The sequence below is a fragment of the Acinetobacter sp. ANC 4173 genome (genome assembly GCF_004331255.1).
GTDB lineage: Bacteria > Pseudomonadota > Gammaproteobacteria > Pseudomonadales > Moraxellaceae > Acinetobacter.
Genome location: NZ_SJOF01000011.1, coordinates 126858 through 148970, shown reverse-complemented (window position 1 = coordinate 148970; position 22113 = coordinate 126858). Strand labels below are relative to the sequence as shown.

General features: G+C 43.2%; 18 protein-coding genes. 14 read left to right on the top strand and 4 right to left on the bottom strand.

The features are described 5' to 3' along the window. Positions 1-110: 110 nt before the first annotated feature. From E0H94_RS13510 to E0H94_RS13500, 3 genes are all read right to left on the bottom strand, one after another. Positions 111-1394, bottom strand: coding sequence for a ribonucleotide-diphosphate reductase subunit beta (locus E0H94_RS13510; protein ID WP_131326994.1), 1284 nt, complete (start codon positions 1392-1394; stop codon positions 111-113). Between the two features lie 140 nt (positions 1395-1534). Continuing rightward, on the bottom strand, positions 1535-1666 hold the full coding sequence (locus tag E0H94_RS13505; RefSeq protein WP_131326993.1) for a preprotein translocase subunit YajC: 132 nt from the start codon (positions 1664-1666) through the stop codon (positions 1535-1537). An 83-nt stretch (positions 1667-1749) separates the two neighbouring features. Further along, positions 1750-4578: a ribonucleoside-diphosphate reductase subunit alpha gene (locus E0H94_RS13500; RefSeq protein ID WP_131326992.1), complete on the bottom strand. Its 2829-nt coding sequence runs from the start codon at positions 4576-4578 to the stop codon at positions 1750-1752. A gap of 587 nt (positions 4579-5165) precedes the next feature. On the opposite strand from E0H94_RS13500, the gene bfmR reads away from it, so the two are divergent. Then, positions 5166-5882, top strand: coding sequence for a response regulator transcription factor BfmR (bfmR, locus tag E0H94_RS13495; protein ID WP_116762477.1), 717 nt, complete (start codon positions 5166-5168; stop codon positions 5880-5882). Between the two features lie 34 nt (positions 5883-5916). Continuing rightward, positions 5917-7575 (top strand): sensor histidine kinase BfmS, encoded by a 1659-nt coding sequence (bfmS, locus tag E0H94_RS13490; RefSeq protein WP_131326991.1) that lies wholly within the window; start codon positions 5917-5919, stop codon positions 7573-7575. A 94-nt stretch (positions 7576-7669) separates the two neighbouring features. Here the strand turns inward: bfmS and E0H94_RS13485 are convergent, their stop codons facing one another. Beyond that, the gene (locus tag E0H94_RS13485) at positions 7670-8026 is read right to left on the bottom strand and encodes a hypothetical protein (RefSeq protein WP_131326990.1); all 357 of its coding nucleotides are present in this window, start codon (positions 8024-8026) and stop codon (positions 7670-7672) included. Positions 8027-8556: 530 nt separating this feature from the next. Between E0H94_RS13485 and ndhC the strand changes: the two genes are divergently transcribed. From ndhC to nuoM, 12 genes are all read left to right on the top strand, one after another. Next, the gene (gene ndhC / locus E0H94_RS13480; protein ID WP_116762484.1) at positions 8557-9102 is read left to right on the top strand and encodes an NADH-quinone oxidoreductase subunit A; all 546 of its coding nucleotides are present in this window, start codon (positions 8557-8559) and stop codon (positions 9100-9102) included. A 6-nt stretch (positions 9103-9108) separates the two neighbouring features. Then, entirely contained in the window at positions 9109-9786 is a 678-nt protein-coding gene (locus tag E0H94_RS13475) for a NuoB/complex I 20 kDa subunit family protein (RefSeq protein ID WP_016166027.1), read from the top strand. 87 nt (positions 9787-9873) lie between these two features. Beyond that, the gene (gene nuoC, locus E0H94_RS13470; RefSeq protein WP_131262602.1) at positions 9874-11661 is read left to right on the top strand and encodes an NADH-quinone oxidoreductase subunit C/D; all 1788 of its coding nucleotides are present in this window, start codon (positions 9874-9876) and stop codon (positions 11659-11661) included. Positions 11662-11674: 13 nt separating this feature from the next. After that, positions 11675-12184 (top strand): NADH-quinone oxidoreductase subunit NuoE, encoded by a 510-nt coding sequence (gene nuoE, locus E0H94_RS13465; protein WP_016166025.1) that lies wholly within the window; start codon positions 11675-11677, stop codon positions 12182-12184. Beyond that, a complete protein-coding gene (gene nuoF, locus E0H94_RS13460; RefSeq protein ID WP_116762488.1) occupies positions 12181-13509 on the top strand; it encodes an NADH-quinone oxidoreductase subunit NuoF in 1329 nt (442 codons plus the stop codon). Before nuoE ends, nuoF begins: the two co-directional genes overlap by 4 nt. Positions 13510-13520: 11 nt before the next feature. Next, a complete protein-coding gene (nuoG, locus tag E0H94_RS13455) occupies positions 13521-16202 on the top strand; it encodes an NADH-quinone oxidoreductase subunit NuoG (protein ID WP_131326989.1) in 2682 nt (893 codons plus the stop codon). A 3-nt stretch (positions 16203-16205) separates the two neighbouring features. After that, positions 16206-17222 carry an NADH-quinone oxidoreductase subunit NuoH gene (gene nuoH / locus E0H94_RS13450; RefSeq protein ID WP_116762492.1) on the top strand — a complete coding sequence of 339 codons (1017 nt, stop codon included), beginning with the start codon at positions 16206-16208 and terminating at the stop codon, positions 17220-17222. Positions 17223-17240: 18 nt separating this feature from the next. Beyond that, positions 17241-17783, top strand: a complete 543-nt coding sequence (gene nuoI / locus E0H94_RS13445) for an NADH-quinone oxidoreductase subunit NuoI (protein ID WP_131326988.1) — start codon at positions 17241-17243, stop codon at positions 17781-17783. Continuing rightward, positions 17783-18301, top strand: a complete 519-nt coding sequence (gene nuoJ / locus E0H94_RS13440; RefSeq protein WP_171458246.1) for an NADH-quinone oxidoreductase subunit J — start codon at positions 17783-17785, stop codon at positions 18299-18301. The genes nuoI and nuoJ overlap by 1 nt, the downstream gene beginning before the upstream one ends. Then, positions 18301-18609, top strand: a complete 309-nt coding sequence (gene nuoK, locus E0H94_RS13435) for an NADH-quinone oxidoreductase subunit NuoK (protein WP_039621332.1) — start codon at positions 18301-18303, stop codon at positions 18607-18609. Before nuoJ ends, nuoK begins: the two co-directional genes overlap by 1 nt. Next, the gene (nuoL, locus tag E0H94_RS13430) at positions 18606-20495 is read left to right on the top strand and encodes an NADH-quinone oxidoreductase subunit L (RefSeq protein ID WP_131326987.1); all 1890 of its coding nucleotides are present in this window, start codon (positions 18606-18608) and stop codon (positions 20493-20495) included. The genes nuoK and nuoL overlap by 4 nt, the downstream gene beginning before the upstream one ends. Positions 20496-20502: 7 nt before the next feature. Further along, positions 20503-22110: an NADH-quinone oxidoreductase subunit M gene (nuoM, locus tag E0H94_RS13425; protein WP_171462078.1), complete on the top strand. Its 1608-nt coding sequence runs from the start codon at positions 20503-20505 to the stop codon at positions 22108-22110. The last annotated feature ends 3 nt before the right edge of the window (positions 22111-22113 follow it).

Below are 22113 nucleotides of genomic sequence, written 5' to 3'. Positions count from 1 at the left end.
AAAAAACCGCCATTAATGGCGGTTTCTCAATGACAACTTATGTGTCGCGCAATGACATTTTATGCGTCGCAAATGACAACTTATGTGTCGCGTGACGTGAGGTCATTTACTTACCAGCTTAACGCACCACCCGTTTGGTAGTCTGTTACTCGAGTTTCAAAGAAATTCTTCTCTTTACGTAAGTCCATCATTTCAGACATCCACTGGAATGGGTTATTCACACCAGCAAATTGTTCAGGTAAGCCTAACTGACTTAAACGACGGTTACAGATAAACTTCAAATATTCTTCCATCATCGCAGCGTTCATACCCAATACACCGCGTGGCATCGTGTCACGTGCATATTCGATTTCAAGCATGGTGCCTTCAAGAATCATTTGAATGATTTCTTCTTGGAATTCAGCTGTCCAAAGGTGCGGGTTTTCAATCTTGATTTGGTTAATCATATCGATACCAAAGTTCAAGTGCATCGATTCATCACGCAAGATGTATTGGAATTGCTCAGCAACACCGTTCATCTTGTTACGACGGCCCATCGATAAAATTTGGCTAAAACCGCAGTAGAAGAAAATCCCTTCAAGTACACAGTAGAATGCGATCAAGTTGCGCAACAAAATTTGGTCGTTTTCAGGTGTGCCTGTTTGGAAGGTCGGGTCACTCAACGATTGAGTATACTTTAAGCCCCACGCTGCTTTACGCGCTACAGATGGAACCTCACGGTACATGTTGAAGACTTCGCCTTCGTCCATACCTAAAGATTCGATACAGTATTGATACGCATGCGTATGAATCGCTTCTTCAAATGCTTGACGCAAAATGTATTGACGGCATTCAGGGTTGGTAATATGACGGTAAATTGCCAAGACCAAGTTATTTGCAACCAATGAATCCGCAGTCGAGAAGAAACCTAAAGAACGCATCACAATGGTACGCTCATCTTCAGTTAAGCCATTTTCAGACTTCCAAAGCGCGATGTCGTGGTTCATGTTGACTTCTTGAGGCATCCAGTGGTTTGCACAACCATCTAGATACTTCTGCCAAGCCCATTCGTATTTGAATGGTACAAGTTGGTTCAAGTCAGCACGACAGTTGATCATGGCTTTGTCGTCAACTTGTACACGTTGCGCACCCATCTCAAGTTCTTCAAGACCAGGGGCAACATCTAACGTTTCTAGAGCGTTAGATGCTCTTGCCAACGGATCGGCTGGATCTGTTGCTCGCACTGAACGGGTTCCAGCGGATTGTGCAGCTGCCACATGCGACGATGATTGCTCTGCATTAGATACCAACGGCGCAGCAGGCGCTTTTTGCGGTTCGACGGGCGCAGACTTGTGTTCAGGTGCAGCCGGTTTTTGCGAATCATCTTCTAAATCGTCCCAACTTAGGATAGACATATCAATTCTCTCTTCGTTGCTTTATATCTTTTATGAAGACATCTCAACCAAGAAGATGTCCTACTATACGCTCAATTTGTGTAAGCAAAATTAAGTTTTGTCGATAAATGCTCTAATTTTGTTCGGTAGAGCAAGTGTCCTCACGACTTATTTTGCTTACGCTGTTGATTGCGAATGGCAACAAATGCGTAGACCATCGGCACGTAAAAGAAAACAAAGGAAAAAACCAGAACCGCGAGTCCTAACAGGTAGTTATGGGTCATGTGGAGCATGGTCTTTTCCTTTATTTATATTTTAATCTCCCTAAAACCCTCTTTGAAAAGAGGGTTTTAGGGAGGATTTGAAACTGGTCAGATTACTGACAAGCCTCACAATCTGGGTTGTCAATTGAACATGCCATTGGTACTGGGGCTGCTTGACTGAAGTCTTCCTCTTCAGCAACCACTTCAGGTTTAACATCCTGAGCAACTGCTGCAACAGGCGCTGCTACTGTAGTTGCTTTAACTGCATTCAATGCACCCGTGTTAATGGTCGATTTCTCAGCAGAAGTTGCACCTAATGCACGGAGGTAATATGTAGTTTTTAAACCACGTAACCATGCCATCTTATAAGTGATGTCAAGTTTCTTACCATTTGCACCAGCAATGTAAAGATTAAGCGATTGCGCTTGGTCAATCCATTTCTGACGACGTGATGCAGCATCTACAATCCAGCGTGGCTCAACTTCAAATGCAGTCGCGAAGATCGCTTTAAGTTCTTCAGGAATACGAGAAATCTTTTGAACTGAACCTTCGAAGTGTTTCAGATCATTGACCATCACAGAGTCCCAAAGACCACGATCTTTCAACGCACGTACAAGGTACGGGTTGATTACTGTGAATTCACCAGAAAGGTTCGATTTCACATATAAGTTTTGGAATGTCGGTTCAATTGATTGCGAAACGCCACAAATGTTAGAGATGGTTGCAGTCGGTGCAATTGCCATCACATTTGAGTTACGCATACCGTCTTTTTGAACTTTGGCACGTAAAGTGTCCCAGTCCAAACGTTGTGTGCGGTCAACTTCAAACATACGTTCAGGACGTGTTTTAGCCACAAGGTCAAGAGAGTCAATCGGTAAGATACCTTGATCCCAAAGCGAACCTTTAAATGTCTCGTAAGTACCACGTTCAACAGCCAAATCACTTGATGTTGAAATTGCGTAGTAGCTAATCACTTCCATCGATTCATCAGCAAAATCGACTGCAGCATCAGAACCGTACGCCATGCCCATTTCATATAAAGCATCTTGGAAGCCCATGATACCCATACCGACAGGGCGGTGCTTCAAGTTTGAGTTGCGCGCTTGAGGTACAGCGTAGTAGTTAATGTCGATCACGTTATCGAGCATACGAACTGCTGTTTTCACAGTACGTGCAAGTTTCTCACGGTCTAACACACCACCTTGAACGTGTTGTACAAGGTTAATCGAACCTAAGTTACATACTGCAATTTCATCTTTACTTGTGTTTAATGTGATTTCTGTACACAAGTTAGATGAGTGAACTACACCAACGTGTTGTTGTGGTGAACGTAAGTTACATACGTCTTTGAATGTGATCCATGGGTGACCTGTTTCAAACAACATCGACAGCATTTTGCGCCACAAATCTTTTGCACGGATTTTCTTGTGCAACATATTTGTTTCTTTCGCAATTGCTTCATAGTGTGCGTAACGCTCAGCGAATTCTGCACCCATTAAGTCGTGTAGATCTGGAGTTTCAGATGGCGTGAACAGTGTCCATTCTGCATCTTCAAAAACACGTTGCATAAACAAGTCAGGAACCCAGTTTGCTGTGTTCATGTCATGTGTACGGCGACGGTCATCACCAGTGTTTTTACGTAGCTCTAGGAATTCTTCGATGTCCAAGTGCCAAGTTTCAAGGTATGCACACACGGCACCTTTACGCTTACCACCTTGGTTAACCGCAACAGCGGTATCGTTCGCTACTTTAAGGAATGGAACAACACCTTGTGATTTACCGTTTGTACCTTTGATATACGAGTTCAAGGCACGAACTGGTGTCCAGTCGTTACCTAAACCGCCTGCCCATTTAGACAACATTGCGTTATCACGCATTGCACCATAAATGTCATACAGGTCATCATCAATTGTGGTTAAGTAGCAGCTTGATAACTGTGGACGTAGCGTACCTGAGTTAAATAACGTCGGGGTAGACGCCATGTAATCGAAGCTCGACAATAAGTTATAGAACTCGATTGCACGTTCTTCACGGTTTTCTTCGTTAAGTGCAAGACCCATCGAAACACGCATGAAGAATAATTGTGGTAATTCGAAACGTACGCCATCTGAGTGGATGAAGTAACGATCAAATAAAGTTTGTAGACCTAAGTACGTGAATTGATTTGAGCGTTCTGGTTGAATCGCCGCTGCCAATTTTGCAAGGTCAAAATTAAGAAGTTCTGGTGAAAGTAGCTCTAGCTCAATCCCTTTTTTCAGGAAAGTTTCTAAAGCATCGCCTTCAACTGTGTCTTCAGACAAACCAAGGAAGGCTAAACCTGTTGCAACTAACTCATCACGAAGTAGGCGAGCCGTTACATAAGTGTAGTTTGGTTCTTGCTCAATACGGGTACGCGTTGCCATCATCATCGTCGTCGAGATGTCTGACTCTTTTACACCGTTATACAAGTTTTTCACGGTTTCATCGATAATCGCTTGCGCATCAATGCCTTCTAAACCTTCAGCCGCCTTATTAACTTTAGTTTGGAGCGCGCTCAAGTCTAGTGGCTTAAGTTGACCGTCTTGTGCAGTGATTTGTAAAGTCGGATGATGGTGTGCGCCTGTTTGCTGACGAGCAGATGTACGTTGTTCACGATAAATCACATAGGCACGCGCAACTTTCTGTTCACCAGTACGCATCAGTGCCAATTCCACTTGATCTTGGATTTCTTCAATATGGATTGTACCGCCAGAAGGTAAACGACGGTTAAAGGTGTTCATCACCATTTCAGTTAATTGTGAAATGCGGTCATGAATACGGCTAGAGTCAGCGCTTTGTTGTCCTTCTACCGCTAAAAAGGCTTTACCAATTGCGACAGAAATTTTTTCGGCATCAAAAGCTGCAACATCACCAGTTCGTTTAATCACCTGAAGTTGCCCAGGGGTGGATGTGATTACGCTCATGTCAGCATAGCTCCATTGTCATCTATTGTTATGTTTATGGACCATTTGAACTGGGCAAAAAGTGTGCCACAGTGTTTGAGGAATAAACACAAGACTTAGTGGTTTAAAATTGAATTGAACACAAGATACGGGAAAATTGAGGGTAGATCAATATTGACATTTTACTAAAATTTTTTCTGATTTTTGCCAAAAAAAAATAGCTCAAATTTCCGAGTTTTTTATGCTTATGGTTTAAGCCTTATTAGACAAGGGCATAGCATAGCAAAGCTCTATTTATCTGCTTATAGATAACCTTGTGGATAAGTGAAAAAGAATAAAACTGATCAGACAGTTTATGATCAATTACCTGATTTGGTTAATAATTGTTCATGATGTAATAAGATATGTTGAAGCGAGCCAAAAAATGCAAACTGAAAAAGCCAATTAATTCAACGATTAAAAAATATTACAAAAAGCTACTTAGATGTATCAGTTTCGTGAATAGCATCTTGTTTACAATGTAAACGTGTGTATATTGCAAAACTATATTACGTCGTATCTGTCGGATTTTTAAAAGATACGCTTCATCCTATTTGAAGGTGCAGTTTATGAGCCAAGAAGAAAAGTTACCGAAAATTCTAATTGTAGAAGATGATGAGCGTCTTGCGCGTTTAACCCAAGAATACTTAATTCGTAATGGATTGGAGGTTGGGGTAGAGCCAGATGGTAATCGCGCCATTCGTCGTATTATTGCCGAGCAACCTGACTTAGTTGTTCTAGATGTGATGTTACCGGGTGCCGATGGTTTAACCATTTGTCGTGAAGTACGTCCACATTATCATCAACCAATTTTAATGCTGACCGCTCGTACTGAAGATATGGATCAGGTGCTTGGCTTGGAAATGGGTGCGGATGATTATGTCGCTAAACCAGTTCAACCACGTGTTTTGCTTGCGCGTATTCGTGCATTATTACGTCGTACAGACAAAGCACCTGAAGATGAAGTGGCACAACGCATCGAATTTGATGATTTGGTGATTGATAACGGTGGTCGTTCCGTAACTTTACATGGCGAGTTGGTCGATTTTACCAGCGCAGAATATGACTTGCTTTGGTTGTTGGCTTCTAATGCTGGTCGTATTCTGTCACGCGAAGATATTTTTGAGCGCCTACGTGGTATTGAATACGATGGTCAAGACCGTTCAATTGATGTGCGTATTTCGCGTATTCGTCCAAAAATTGGCGATGATCCAGAAAACCCGAAACGAATTAAGACTGTGCGTAGTAAAGGCTATCTTTTTGTTAAAGAAACCAACGGAATGTAATTTGCATCTCTCTTGATTCACACAGGACATTTTCGTGTTTAAACACAGTATATTCTTGCGCATCTATGCAGGTCTGGTTGTGCTGGTTGCAATCGTGGCGCTGTTTGCTTATTTGCTGGTGCAAATTATTAATTACCAGCGTGCGCAAGAATATCGTGAGTCCTTAACTGATGGTATTTCATTTATTATCAGTGAGGGGATTGCGCGTCAGCAGACGGTCCAACAAAAGGTGGACTGGATTTCTGATGCTTCGGACTTGTTGGAATTGCCGATTTATTATGTCGATGCCAACAAAGTTGACCTTTCAAGAGCTGAACAAAAACGTATTAGTCAGCAAAAGGCTGCTGTGCGTTATGATGCGCAAAACTCAATTGCTTATATTATTATCGGCTTAAAAAATGACACCAATCACTATCTATATGTAAAAGTAGATAAAATTGGTGAACGCCAAATGAAAGCTCTGCCTATTTTTATTCTGGATTATCTGGTGTATTACCCAGGACAGGAAAAAGAATATCTAGCGAAAATTCAGAAGCATTTTTCCTATCCAATTGAAATTGAAAAAGTACAAAATCTTCCTTTAGATTCCGAGCAAATTGGACGGTTACGCTTAGACCACAGCATTATCTTGTATCGTGATAGTGCAACTGTGCGCGGTACGACTATTTCGATTGTTTCTCCTATTCCAAGTACGCCATCAGAAGTGTTGGTGTTGGGGCCAGTGCCTTTGTTTAACTGGATGCCATTCCAATTGGCAGCAGGGATTACCTTATTGAGTTTATTTGTCTTGAGCTTGGGGGTTTATGGTCTGATTTTGCCTATGCAACGTAAGATTCGCGAAGTGAACTATGCCTTAAATCGTATGAAATCGGGCGATTTGAGTCTGCGTTTACCCATTGATGGTACCGACGAAATGGCAAGCTTGGCATCAAGCTATAACAGTATGTCAGACCATATCCAGCGTTTGATTGAGGCGCAGCGAGAGTTAATGCGCGCGGTATCGCATGAACTCAGAACACCCGTGGCACGTATTCGATTTGGTATGGAAATGCTGGCTGAGGAAGACGATTATGAATATCGCATACAGCAAGTCGATATGATTGATAAAGATATTGAGGCGCTAAATACCTTAATTGATGAAATTATGACCTATGCTAAGTTGGAGCAGGGCACGCCTTCACTCGATTTTGAAAAAATTGTGTTAGCCGAAGTGCTTGAGCAAGTTGCGACCGAAACTGAAGCATTGAAAACCCAAAAAGAAATTATTGTAGAAGCCCCCTTACCAAGCGTCATCGCAGATGCAGAGCGTCGTTATTTACATCGTGTGGTGCAAAACTTGGTTGGAAACGCAGTGCGTTACTGTGATCATAAGATTGTGATTAGTGGTGGTGTTACAGATACAGGCATGGCTTATGTTTGCGTTGAAGATGATGGTCCGGGTATTCCTGAGGAAGATCGTAAACGCATTTTTGAGGCTTTTGCACGTTTAGATGATAGCCGTACCCGGGCCTCGGGTGGCTATGGTTTAGGGCTTTCTATTGTGAGTCGGATTGCTTATTGGTTTGGTGGACGAATCGAGGTTGATGCAAGCCCAACCTTAAAAGGTGCAAGATTTACCATGAGTTGGCCTGCAAAGCGTTTCGCGCAGAGTAACAAAAAGAAATTAGGGTCTAAAGACAGTTTGGATAATTAATTTCTTATAGTTATAGTTTTTAATTTTTGATCAGCCCAGTATTGCTCTTGAAGGGAGTTAAGCTGGGCTTTTATCTATTTGTATCTACAGTGCTTTAATCCAAAATGCTGGCATCAGGTTCGATAATTTGTTTACCGCCCTTTAGGCTTTCTAAAGCATCTTGATTGAAATCAACCAATAACGAATTGTTCACAGTATCAATAGAATGACCTGTAATTAATTTTTGGTCTCCATTCAGTGTTTCTACTTTATAGTCATCTACAATGTTGAATATTCCGTCTAAATTGGTGGTGGTTGAAGCACGATCTTGTCGGAATAATTCATAGATATCACGCAGATCAAATATTGCATTGTTGGCATCAGGATGCTTTGCAATATAATGTTCAATATGGCGAATGAGCAGTTGTGCAAACAAGTAATAATTGGGTTTATGTGTGAATTCTAGATTCATGTGTTTGCTCCTTATTATTTGTTTTACATGATGATATAGGAATACCATAATCATGATCTTTGCGAAATTTAGTCGTGTAGCAGTGTTGTAAATAAAATAAAGAATTCTTTTAAAAATTATCCTGTAATCGTGATAATTTTTAACCCCAATTTATATGATGCCTAGATTGCGATAGTGAATTATTTATAGCTGCATTGTGCTGTGAAAATTTGCGGTTTAACTAGACAAATAAAGGATTTCAGCAATAAAGTCTTGTGCAGGAATCCGCATTAAATGAAAGTCATGTTGAAAAAAATGATGGAATTTTATTTTTTCATTCAATAAAGCGATAGTGGGGTGGGTTTCAGTGTTTTATGTGCGGAAATACAGAAAAAAGCTTAAAAAATCATCCAAAAGACTAAGACCTATAAACTAGCAAGTGAAATCATAAATCAGGTACAATTGGCCGGATTAATTTTGTGTTTGGTGTATTTGAAGGCCAATACATACATTCTTTGTTAATAAATAGGCCTGCCAGGAGTTATCCCCGCATGAGTGCCATTACTCCATACGAATGGGCAATAATTGCCTTCGTGATCGGCGTTACATTTCTTTGTGCTTTTATGCTCACAGTTCCATTACTCCTTGGGGGTAAGTCATGGGGCCGTGCTAAGCAGGAGCAGTTTGAGTCAGGCGTAGTGGGTGCAGGTGGTGCACGTATTCGCTTGTCTGCTAAGTTTTATTTGGTTGCTATTTTCTTCGTAGTTTTTGACTTAGAAGCGCTTTATCTTTACGCATGGTCTACCTCTGTACGTGAAGTGGGCTGGTTAGGTTTTACAACTGTTGTAATTTTTGTGGTCGATTTATTGATTGCTTTAGTTTATGCAGTTTCTGTTGGTGCATTAAATTGGGCACCTACGGATCGTCGTAAAGCTGCTGGTAAAGTGATTAAAGTTGGCTCTCCAAATATGAACATCGCTGACATTACACGTTTTAACTCTATTGAAGAATTGGTAACAGACCCTACGGGTCATATTCCAGCTCAATCATCTGGTCGCGTGAAAGCAAAATCACCGACTGTCTCATCTAAGGAGTAACTCGGGATGAAATATACCTTAACCCGTGCGAATCCGAATGCTGATCAATATCCACTTCAGGAGCGTCAGATCGTTACGGATCCGCTTGAAGAAGAAGTGAATAAGAATGTGTTCATGACTCGTTTAGAAGACGTGTTACACACAGCAGTAAACTGGGGACGTAAGAACTCAGTTTGGCCGTTTAACTTTGGTACATCTTGCTGTTACGTAGAGTATGCAACGACCTTAACCGGTGTGCATGACTTGTCACGTTTCGGTGCTGAGGTAATTCGTGCTTCACCGCGTCAGGCGGATTTGATGATTGTAGCAGGCACATGCTTTGTAAAAATGGCGCCTGTTATTCAGCGTTTGTATGAGCAAATGTTAGAGCCTAAATGGGTGATTTCAATGGGTGCTTGTGCAAACTCAGGTGGTATGTATGACATCTACTCTGTAGTGCAAGGTGTCGATAAAATTATTCCTGTCGATGTGTACATCCCAGGTTGCCCACCGCGTCCAGAAGCATTAATCCAAGCGTTAATGTTACTACAGGACCAAATTCAATTAGAGCGCCGTCCACTATCTGCCGTGATTGGTGATGATCTTCAGCCAGTATATAAGCCAAAGATGATGCCAGAACGCGATCGTAAGAATGCACAGCGTATTGCAGTGAAAAACTTACGCTCTATGGATGAAATTAAATAATTTTAACGATGAATGTTTGATGCACCCGAGATGGGTGTAATTGTCGTTAAGGTTGACTGAATTTGTATTAAATAGGAAGCCAAGCTAATGGCTGAAACTGACATTGCTATGCCAGAATCAACAGCAGTTGATTCACGCCCAGCATTTGCAATTATAGAAGAACTCAAAACCAAATTTGGTGAGAACTTCTATGTGCAAACGACTCGTGAAGATTTTCCAACGGTCTGGGTTGAGCGCGCACGCGTACAAGAAGTTTTAATGTTCTTGCGTACAGTGTCACGTCCTTACGTGATGCTGTTTGATTTGTCTGCGGTAGATGAGCGTTTACGTACTCACCGTGACAGTTTGCCTGCGTCTGACTTTACAGTGTTCTACCACTTATTGTCATTAGAGCGCAATACGGATATTCGTATTAAAGTTGCATTGAATGAGAGTGATCTCAATATTCCAACTGCAACCAATATCTGGCCAAATGCAAACTGGTACGAGCGTGAAGCTTACGATATGTTCGGCATTAATTTCGAAGGGCATCCAATGCTCCGTCGTATTTTGTTGCCAACCTATTGGGAAGGTCACCCGCTACGTAAGGAATATTCTGCACGTGCTACGGAATATACACCGTACATGCAGAACCAAGCGAAGCAGGACTTCGAACAAGAGCATTTACGTTTTGTCCCAGAAGATTGGGGTTTAAAACGTGGAAATGCTGACGAAGATTTCATGTTCCTGAACTTAGGTCCAAACCACCCATCTGCGCACGGTGCATTCCGTGTCATCTTGCAGTTGGATGGTGAAGAAGTGAAAGACTGTGTGCCTGATATCGGTTATCACCACCGTGGTGTGGAAAAGATGGCTGAACGTCAAACTTGGCATTCATTCATTCCATATACAGACCGTGTTGACTACTTAGGTGGTTGTGCGCAAAACATGCCATACGTGATGGGTGTTGAGCAGCTTGCGGGCATTCAAGTGCCTGACCGCGCGCAATGTATTCGTGTCATGATGTCTGAATTGTTCCGTATCAATAACCACTTGTTATATATCGGTACTGCAATTCAGGATGCCGGTGGTATGACGCCAGTCTTCTATATGTTTGCTGACCGTCAAAAAATCTATGACGCGATTGAAGCGATCACAGGTTACCGTATGCACCCAGCATGGTTCCGTATCGGTGGTACAGCGCATGACCTTCCAAACAACTGGCAGCATTTGATTCGTGAAATTCTCGAATGGATGCCAAAACGTTTGAAGGAATACCATACAGCAGCACTTAAAAACTCTGTATTTGAAGGCCGTACACGTAATGTTGCGCAATACGATGCCAAATCTGCATTGGCTTGGGGTGTAACAGGTACTGGTTTGCGTGCAACGGGTATTGACTTTGATGTGCGTAAATACCGTCCGTACAGTGGTTATGAAAACTATGACTTTGAAGTTCCAGTCGAGTACGAAGGCGATGCGTATGCACGTGTCATCGTTCACTATCGTGAAATTGAACAGTCATTGAAAATCATCAAACAGTGCTTGGATAACATGCCATCTGGTCCATACAAAGCGGATCACCCATTGGCTGTTCCACCACCAAAAGACAAAACATTACAAGATATTGAAACCTTGATTACGCACTTCTTGAGCGTATCTTGGGGTCCTGTAATGCCTGCTGGTGAAGCCTCTGTTATGGCTGAAGTGGTAAAAGGTGCAAGTAACTACTACTTGACTTCTGACAAGTCGACCATGAGTTATCGTACTCGTATTCGTACACCAACTTTCACCCATTTACAGCAAATGCCTTCCGTGATTAACGGCAGTCTGGTATCTGACTTGATCATTTATTTAGCGACAATTGACGTCGTAATGGCTGACGTGGATCGCTAAGGGGTAACGCATTATGATGATTTTGACTGATAAAAAGCCACGTGTGAATGTTGAAGGGATTTTGACTGCGGAAGAAATCCACGATATTGAACATCACATAGATCACTATCCGTACCCACGTGCAGCCTGCCTTGACGCGCTGAAGTGTGTACAACGCCGTAATGGTTGGGTAGATGATGCGCAAATGAATGCGATTGCGCAAATGCTAAGCATGAGCGTCGCAGACCTTGAAGGTGTTGCAACATTCTATAACCGTATTTACCGTCAACCTGTAGGTCGTCACGTAATTTTGCTTTGTGACTCGATTGCCTGCTTCTTGATGGGCGCGGAAACATTGGCTGAGGCATTCCAGCGCGAGTTGGGTATTCAGTTTGGTCAAACGACTGCAGATGGTCGTTTTACTTTGTTACCCATTTGCTGCCTAGGCAACTGTGACAAGGGTCCGACACTGATGATTGATGAAGACACACACGGTCTAGTTGAAGTGACTTCAGTGAAACAGTTATTGGAGAAGTATGTATGAATACCGAACCAAAACCAATTTATGGCGACGGTAACCCAGAAACTCATCCATTAACTTGGCGCTTGAGTAAACAAGAGTTTGTCCGTAGTGCCGATGACTATGAAGCATTGGAAGGTTATGCAGGCTTTAAAAAAGCTTTGACTATGCCACCAAAAGACGTGCTTGAAGTGATTAAAGCTGCAACCGTTAAAGGTCGTGGTGGTGCAGGCTTCCCAGCAGGGATTAAATGGTCGTTGATGGCACCAAATGATGGTGGTCCACGCTATTTAATTTGTAATGCCGATGAGATGGAACCAGGCACCTTTAAAGACCGTTTGTTGATGGAAAAACTTCCACATCAATTGATCGAAGGCATGTTGATTGCGGGTTATACCCTAGAAGCAACCCATGGTTATATCTTTATCCGTGGCGAGTACATTGAAGCTGCTGCTTATTTAAATGAAGCACTAGAGCAAATCCGTGCTAAAGGTTACTTGGGTGAAAACATCCTTGGAACTGGCTGGAACTTCGAAATGCACGTGCATACGGGTGCGGGTCGTTATATTTGTGGTGAAGAAACTGCATTGATTAACTCGCTTGAAGGTCGTCGTGCCAACCCGCGTACGAAGCCACCATTCCCACAAGTTGCTGGTGCTTGGGGGCGTCCTACGATTGTCAATAACGTAGAGACCTACAATAACTTACCTGCAATTTTGTTGCGTGGTCCAGAGTGGTATATCAATCTTTCTGCTGGAAAATCGAAAGATCCAGGCACCAAGATTTATGGCGCATCAGGCAAGGTGAAATTCCCTGGTCTTTGGGAGCTTCCATTTGGTACAACGGCACGTGAAGTGATTGAAGACCATGCTGGCGGTATGCGCGATGGCTTGACGCTAAAAGCATGGTTACCGGGTGGTGCATCAACTGACTTCTTGGCAGCTGAACACATTGATCTACCAATGGATGCTGAAAGCATCATGAAAGCAGGTTCACGTTTAGGTACGTGCTTACTGATGGTGGTGGATGAAACTCAATGTATGGTTTCGGCGACACGTAACTTAGAAGAATTCTTCGCACGTGAATCATGTGGTTTCTGTACACCTTGTCGTGATGGTTTACCGTGGGCAGTGAAAGCACTGAAAGCCTTGGAAGATGGCACAGGCAAGAAAGAAGATATCGATCACTTACAAGAACTGACTCGTAAGCTTTGGATTGGTAAGACTTTCTGTGCGCATGCTCCAGGTGCAATGGAACCGTTGATGGGTGCACTCAAATATTTCCGTGGTGAGTTTGAAGCAAAAGTAGTGAATGCTGCTGCGCAAACTCGCAACGTAGAACAAGCTTAAGGAATTCGACTATGGCTACAATTCATGTCGATGGCAAATCGTACGAAGTCAATGGCTCAGAGAACTTGCTGCAAGCATGTTTGTCTTTGGGTATTGATATTCCGTACTTTTGTTGGCATCCATCCTTAGGTTCTGTCGGTTCATGCCGTCAATGTGCTGTGACTCAATACGCGAATCCAGAAGATACGCGTGGTCGTTTGGTCATGTCATGTATGACACCTGCATCTGACAATACCTACATCTCGATTGAAGACAAAGAAGCGACTGATTTCCGTGCGTCTATTGTTGAATTCTTGATGACCAACCACCCGCACGACTGTCCAGTCTGTGAAGAAGGTGGTCACTGTCATTTACAAGATATGACTGTAATGACGCAACACGACCGTCGTCGTTACCGTTTCACCAAACGTACGCATTACAACCAAGAGCTTGGCTCATTCATTTCTCATGAAATGAACCGTTGTATCGCATGCTACCGTTGTGTTCGTTACTATAAAGACTATGCAGGCGGTACGGATTTTGGCGTGTATGCCAATGCATCGCGTGTTTACTTTGGTCGTCCAGAATCAGGCACTTTAGAGTCTGAATTTTCAGGTAACTTGACTGAAGTATGTCCAACAGGTGTATTTACCGATAAGACTCACTCTGAACGCTATAACCGTAAATGGGACATGCAGTATGCGCCAAGCGTATGCCAAGGCTGTTCTTCAGGTTGTAACATTTCACCGGGTGAGCGTTATGGTGAATTACGTCGTGTAGAAAACCGTTTTAACGGTGAAGTGAACCAATACTTCTTGTGTGACAAAGGTCGTTTCGGTACAGGTTATGTGAACCGTGCAGATCGTCCACGTCAACCGCAATTCCGTGACGGTGCTGAAGCAACTCCAGTTTCTGTAGATCAAGCATTAGATACCGTGATTGCAAATATCCAAGGCAAAAAAGTATTGGGTATTGGTTCGCCACGTGCATCACTTGAATCGAACTACGCATTACGTGAGTTGGTCGGTCAAGAGAACTATTCAACAGGTATGTCTCAAAAAGAGCAAAACTTGGTTGAATTGGCGGCCTCAATCATGCAAACCGAGGGTATTTACAACCCGAACATGCGTGAAATCGAAAGCTATGATGCTGTATTGATTTTGGGTGAAGACTTAACTCAAACTGCACCACGTATGGCATTGTCTGTTCGTCAAGCGGCGAAAAACAAAGCCAAAGAAATGGCTGCTGAACGTCGTACGCAAGATTGGTTGGCAGAGCCTGTGCAACGTATTGCACAAGATGCGAAGTCACCAATTTATATCTTGGCCGCAACTCAAACGCGTCTAGCGGATGTTGCGACAGGTGAAGTGGTTGCTTCTCCAAACGACATTGCGCGTTTAGGTTTTGCGATTGCTGCGGCAGTGAAAGGTGATGCAATTCTTGGTTTGGCCGATGATGCGAAAGCATTTGCTCAAACGATTGCGGATACTTTAAAAGCGGCGAAGAAACCTTTGGTGATTTCGGGTACAAGCTTACAAGATCCTGCGATTATGGAAGCTGCTGCACAAGTTGCACAGAATCTTGGCAATGCAGGCTTAACCTTGACTGTTCCAGAAGTGAACTCAATGGGCTTAGCAATTCTTGGTGGTCAAAGCCTAGAGCAAGTTTTTGCACAAGACTATGACACCGTGATTGTGGTTGAAAACGATCTTTACCGTCGTTTACCGACAGCTCAGGTCGATGCAGCTCTTGCAAAAGCAAAAGATGTGATCGTATTGGATCACTCTGAAACTGCAACTGTTGCGAAAGCATCGATTGTACTTTCTGCTGCAAGCTTCGCAGAAGGTGATGGTACTGTCGTGAGTCAAGAAGGCCGTGCGCAACGTTTCTACCAAGTGTATGACCCAAGTTACTACAAGCCAGAATATGCGATTAAAGAATCTTGGCGTTGGTTACATGCCATTGAAACTGGCTTAAAAGGCAAAGCAATTTCTTGGACATTGCTTGATGATGTAATTGAAACAGTTGCGAAAAACGTTCCAGCATTACAAGCGATTGAAGATGTTGCCCCTGATGCAGGCTTCCGTGTCCATGGTTTGAAAATTGCGCGTGAACCACGTCGTTATTCAGGTCGTACTGCAATTCGTGCACCGTTATCAATTCACGAGCCAAAACAGCCGACTGACATTGACTCAGCATTAACTTTCTCGATGGAAGGTTATGTGGGGACACAAACGCCGTCTGCACTTGTGCCATTTGCATGGTCAGCAGGTTGGAACTCTCCACAAGCATGGAATAAATTCCAAGACAATGTGGGTGGTCATTTAAAAGGTGGTGATTCAGGTGTGCGTTTATTCGATCGCTTACCGAAACGTCCAGCACGTAGCTATGTTGCACCTTCAGCGGTTGTTGTTAACCCTGAAAGCTTCCGCCTAGTGCCGATGCATCACATTTTTGCTTCTGGTGAATTCACAGTGAAAACACCTGCTATGCAATCTCGTATTCCTGAAGCAATGTTTGCGGTAGGTGAGCAAGATGCAGCACGTTTGAATGTTCAAAATGGGCAGCAAATTACGGTGAAAGCAGGTGAAACCAGCATTAGCTTGCCAGTTCAAGTTATTGAATATTTACCAGCAGGTTACATCGGTTATCCAATTGGTCTTGCACCGACTGTTTCTTTAGCAGAACCAGTTTCAGTCGCGGTAGGAGTGTAATTCATGAATCAAGAAATTATACGTCAAACACCGCTCTGGGCTGAAAATTGGCCAATTGCGTACTCGGTTATTCAAGCCATTGTCATTCTATTGGTGGTGGTTTTGATTGCAGCATTAATGTCATTTGTCGAGCGTCGTTTGCTCGGCTTATGGCAAGACCGTTACGGTCCAAACCGTGTTGGTCCTGGCGGTATGTTCCAGATTGTTGCCGACATGTTGAAAATCATGTTTAAAGAAGACTGGACACCTAAGTTTGCAGATAAGTTAACCTTCCGTTTAGCACCTGCAGTTGCCATGGCAACTGCGGTACTGTCGTTCATGGTGATTCCTGTGAGCCCATATTTGGGTGTGGCAGACATGAGCATTGGCTTATTGTTCTTTATGGCAATGGCCGGTATTGCAGTCTATGCGGTGTTATTTGGTGGTTGGGCTTCAAACAACAAATATGCATTGCTCGGTGGTCTACGTTCTGCCGCGCAAACCATTTCATATGAAGTGTTCTTGGGTATTTCACTCATGGGTGTGGTTGCGATTGCAGGCTCATTCAACATGCGTGAAATTGTAGAAGCACAAAAAGATGTATGGTTTGTGATTCCACAGTTCTTAGGTTTCTTAATTTTCGTGGTTGCGGGTGTTGCGGTAACGCATCGTCATCCATTTGACCAACCCGAAGCAGAACAAGAATTGGCGGAAGGTTACCACGTAGAATATGGCGGTATGAAATGGGGGATGTTCTTCGTTGCTGAATATGTCAACGTGGTTCTGATCTCTGCATTGATCGTAACGCTATTCTTCGGTGGTTGGTTAGCACCATTCAACCTTGAAATTCCGTTTATTCCACCCGTATTCTGGTTCATTATCAAAACAGCATTTTTTGTGATGATGTTTGTATTGGCGCGTGGTTCATTAATGCGTCCACGATATGACCAAGTAATGAACTTTGGTTGGAAAATTTGCTTGCCATTGGCATTGGTCAACTTACTTGTGACTGGTGCTGTGATTCTGATGAATCAGGCCTAAGACGGCAGGGAGAACAAAATGTTTAAGTTTCTAGCTGGAGTTGGGTCAGTTGTACGTTCATTGTGGATGGTATTCAGCCACGTGACGCGTAAACGTGACACGATTTTATATCCAGAAGTACCAGCTGAAGAAATCGTACCACCACGTTTCCGTGGTCGTATTGTATTAACGCGCGATCCAGATGGTGAAGAGCGTTGTGTGGCATGTAACTTATGTGCTGTTGCGTGCCCAGTTGGCTGTATTTCATTACAAAAAGCTGAAAAAGAAGATGGTCGTTGGTATCCAGAATTCTTCCGTATTAACTTCTCGCGTTGCATTTTCTGCGGGATGTGTGAAGAAGCGTGTCCAACGACAGCAATTCAGATGACACCTGATTTCGAATTAGGCGAGTACGTTCGTCAAGACCTTGTATATGAGAAAGAAAATTTACTCATTTCAGGTCCTGGTAAATATCCAGACTACAACTTCTACCGTGTTACAGGTATGGCCGTAACAGGTAAAGAAAAAGGTCAGGCGCAACGTGAAAGCGCACCTGTTGATGTACGGAGTCTATTACCATGATGTGGCCGTTTTATTTGATGGCACTCGTGGCCATCGTTTCTACGGTTCGTGTAGTTACTAACGCGAACCCTGTACATGCGTTACTTAGCTTGATCGTGTCTTTACTTGCTGTTGCAGGGATGTTCATGATTGTGGGTGCACCATTTGCGGGTGCACTGGAAATTATCGTTTATGCTGGCGCGATCATGGTGTTATTCGTGTTCGTGGTGATGATGCTGAATCTTGGTCAACATACGGTTGATCAAGAGCGCAAATGGCTAACGTCATCTGCTTGGGCATATCCAGCACTCATGAGCTTCCTAATGGGCTTAATTTTAGTCTGGATGTTAGGTTCAGACTACACCACAGCAGGTCCAGTAATGGGCACTGAAATTGTAGGTCCGAAAGCCGTTGGTCAAGCACTCTTTACTCACTACTTATTATTGGTAGAAGTTGCCGCGATGTTATTGCTAGCAGCCTTGGTTGCAGCATTCCACTTAGGTAAACGTGAGCCAAGTGCAGAAGAGGACAAACAATAATGGGCAACATCCCTTTAGAACATGGTTTGATCGTTGCGACCATTCTTTTTGCACTGGGTTTTTACGGTGTAATGGTGCGACGCAACCTATTATTTATGTTAATGAGCCTTGAAGTCATGATGAATGCCGCTGCGTTGGCATTCGTTTTGGCGGGTAGTGCTTGGGTGCAACCAGATGGACAAATTATGTTCATTCTGATTTTGACCCTTGCTGCGGCAGAGGCTTGTATCGGTCTTGCGATTGTCCTTCAGTTTTATCATCGCTTCCATCATTTGGATGTGGATGCTGCTAGTGAGATGCGCGGATGAGTTATTTATATTTAACAGTATTATTTCCGCTAATCGGTTTTATTTTATTAGCGGCAGGGCGCCAGAATTTACCTGAGAAAGTTGCAGCGATTATTGGCGTTGGGGCTGTAGGTCTATCTGCTTTATTTGCCCTTATTGCGGGGATGGATTTCGTTAACAACGGTTCTGTGGCGCAGGTACAACACTTGTGGACATGGTTCAATGTTGGCGGTCTTGCACCAGGCATTAGCTTGCACCTTGATGGCTTGTCATTATTGATGATGGGTATGGTGACAGGAGTTGGTTTCCTGATTCACATCTTTGCATCATGGTACATGCGTGGTGAAGAAGACTTTGCACGTTTCTTCTCTTACTTCAACCTGTTCGTTGCCAGCATGTTGCTGCTCGTATTGGGCGATAACTTAGCGTTATTGTTCTTAGGTTGGGAAGGTGTAGGTCTTTGCTCGTACTTGCTGATTGGTTACTACTACCAAAACCCAGAAAACGGTTTTGCTGCAATCAAAGCATTTACAGTAACGCGTGTCGGTGATGTGTTCTTACTGATTGCATTGTTCTTAATTTACCAACAGTTCGGTACATTAAACATTGCAGAAGTGGTTGCTGCGGCACCTACAGTATTAACGCAAGGTTCATCTATGGCCATCTGGACAGCATTGATGTTGTTCTTGGGTGCTGCGGGTAAATCTGCACAGATTCCACTACAAACATGGTTAGCAGATGCAATGGCTGGTCCTACGCCAGTATCTGCCTTGATTCACGCAGCGACAATGGTTACTGCGGGTGTATACCTTTGCTGCCGTATGCACACTGTATTTGAAATGGCACCTCAAGTGATGATGTTCATTTCAATTACAGGTGCTGTGACCTTATTGGTTGCAGGCTTTGCTGCATTAGTACAAACCGATATCAAACGTATCTTGGCTTACTCAACTATGAGTCAGTTGGGTTATATGTTTATGGCAGTCGGTGCTGAAGCTTACCAAGCGGGTCTGTTCCACATGTTGACTCACGCATTCTTCAAGGCATTATTATTCTTGTCTTCTGGTGCGGTGATCTTGGCTTACCACCACGAACAAAACATTTTCAAAATGGGTGGTTTGTTCTACAAGAATAAATTCCTATTCGCTTGCTTCGCCATTGGTGGCGGTGCGTTGGCTGCAATTCCATTCATTACCGTTGGCTTCTTCTCGAAAGATGCAATCTTGGGTGCTGTATGGATGAAAGGTCAGGCAGTAGCGTTATATGACTGCTTGTACTGGACAGGTGTTGCAGGTGCTTTCTTAACTTCAATTTATACATTCCGCTTAATTTGGGTTGTATTCTTTGGAAAAGAAAATACGCCATATCATGCAATCAAAGGCATTACTTACTGGGGTCCTTTGTCAATTTTAGCAGTTCTTTCAACTTTCGTTGGTGCGGCACTTAAAGCACCTGTAGAAAGCATTCTGAATGCTGCAAAAATTCCAGCGGTCATTATTCCAGAAGCGATGGAAGCGGGTGTACACGGTGCAGAACATATGGCTGTGGGTATCGCACTTGCTGGTCTTGTGATTGGTGTGATCTTATTTGCTTTTGCTTATGGTGCAGTGAAAAGTTTTGCGAAAACTTCATTGGGTGCAGGTTTGGCGAATATTTGCCGTAATGCACTGGGTTTCGATACCTTATATGATCTTATCTTCGTAAAACCATATTTACTGATTGCTAAGATTTGTGGTCGTGATCCAATTGATGGTTTATGGCTTGTATTACCTGCAATTGTGAAAGCTGGTAACGGCTTTACAAGCGCTCGTCAAACAGGTTCATTGCGTGAATACGCTTCGAGCATGTCGCTGGGCATTGTGGTTCTACTGATGATCTTAGTCGTGATTCAGGTCGTGGGGAAATAAGATGGAAATCACAAACAATTTGGTTTTGCCCGCGCTGATCCTCGTACCGTTCATTGCAGGTTTTTTATGTTGGGTGGTCGATAAAATCGACCAACAACTACCACGCTATATTGCACTTGTGGGTATGCTCATTACTTTGGGCTTAACTGTCGCTTTATGGCAAACGGGTACTTACAACTATGAATTGGGTGCAAAAGTCCCAACATGGTCTGCAGAGTTCTTCTTGCCGTGGATTCAAACCCTCGGCATCAATATTCACTTGGCAGTTGATGGCTTATCATTATTAATGGTTGGCTTAACTGCATTGTTGGGTATTTTGGCGATTGGTTGTTCTTGGGGTGAAATTCAAAAGAACGTAGGCTTCTTCCATTTGAACCTTTTATGGTCATTGGGCGGGGTCATCGGTGTATTCATTTCGATAGATATGTTCTTGTTCTTCTTCTTCTGGGAGATGATGCTGGTTCCAATCTACTTCTTGATTGCACTTTGGGGACACCGCGGTGCAGATGGTAAATCACGTGTTTACGCTGCAACCAAGTTCTTCATCTATACGCAAGTTGCTGGTTTAATCATGCTCATCGGTATTCTAGGCCTAGTGGTTTATGGATACATGATGACAGGCATGATTGGCTTTGATTACAACTATTTGTTAGGTGTAGCGAATACGCTTGATGCTCAGCTTCCTGCGGTGGCTTATGCCTTCATGTTGTGCTTGTTTGTTGGCTTTGCGGTTAAACTCCCTGTGTTTCCATTACACGGCTGGTTACCCGATGCACATGCGCAAGCACCTACAGCAGGTTCTGTAGATTTAGCAGGTATCTTAATTAAGACAGCTGCTTACGGTTTACTCCGTTTTGTGATTCCATTCTTCCCAGCGGCGTCTGCACAGTTTGCCGATATCGCAATCATTATGGGTTTAATTGGTATTTTCTACGGTGCTTGGTGTGCTTTCCAGCAAACCGACATGAAACGTCTGTTGGCTTATACCTCAATTTCACACATGGGCTTCATCTTACTTGCATTGTATGCAGGTAACATTTTGACCTTCCAAGGTCTGATGATCATGATGTTAGCGCACGGCTTATCATCTGCTGCACTCTTCATTATGTGTGGTCAGGTTTATGAGCGCTTACATACACGTGACATGCGTTTAATGGGTGGTATTCGTGGTCAATTCCAATACCTTTCATTCTTCTTGATGTTCTTTGTAGCGGCGTTAGTGGGTATTCCAGGTTTAGGTAACTTCATTGGTGAGTTCTTAATCTTGATGGGTTCTTATGCCAAGTTCCCAGTATTCACTATTTTGGCTGCAATTAGCTTAGTATTCGCTGGGCTTTATGGTCTAATTTTGATTCACAAAGCTTTATTTGGTACACCAAATGAAGCACAAAAAGAGCATTATGCAAGTCCACTGAAAGATTTGAATGCGCGTGAAGTTGGTATTCTATTAATTTGTGCATTTGGTCTGCTTTGGCTTGGTATCTACCCACAATCCTTCCTTGATATTTCAAATTCAAGCATGGCGTGGTTAGCAAACAGCTATATTCCAGTTCAAGAAGTCGTTGACGTTGTGCATCAAGCATCTGTTCAACTCGAAAATGTGGAGATGCAATAAGCC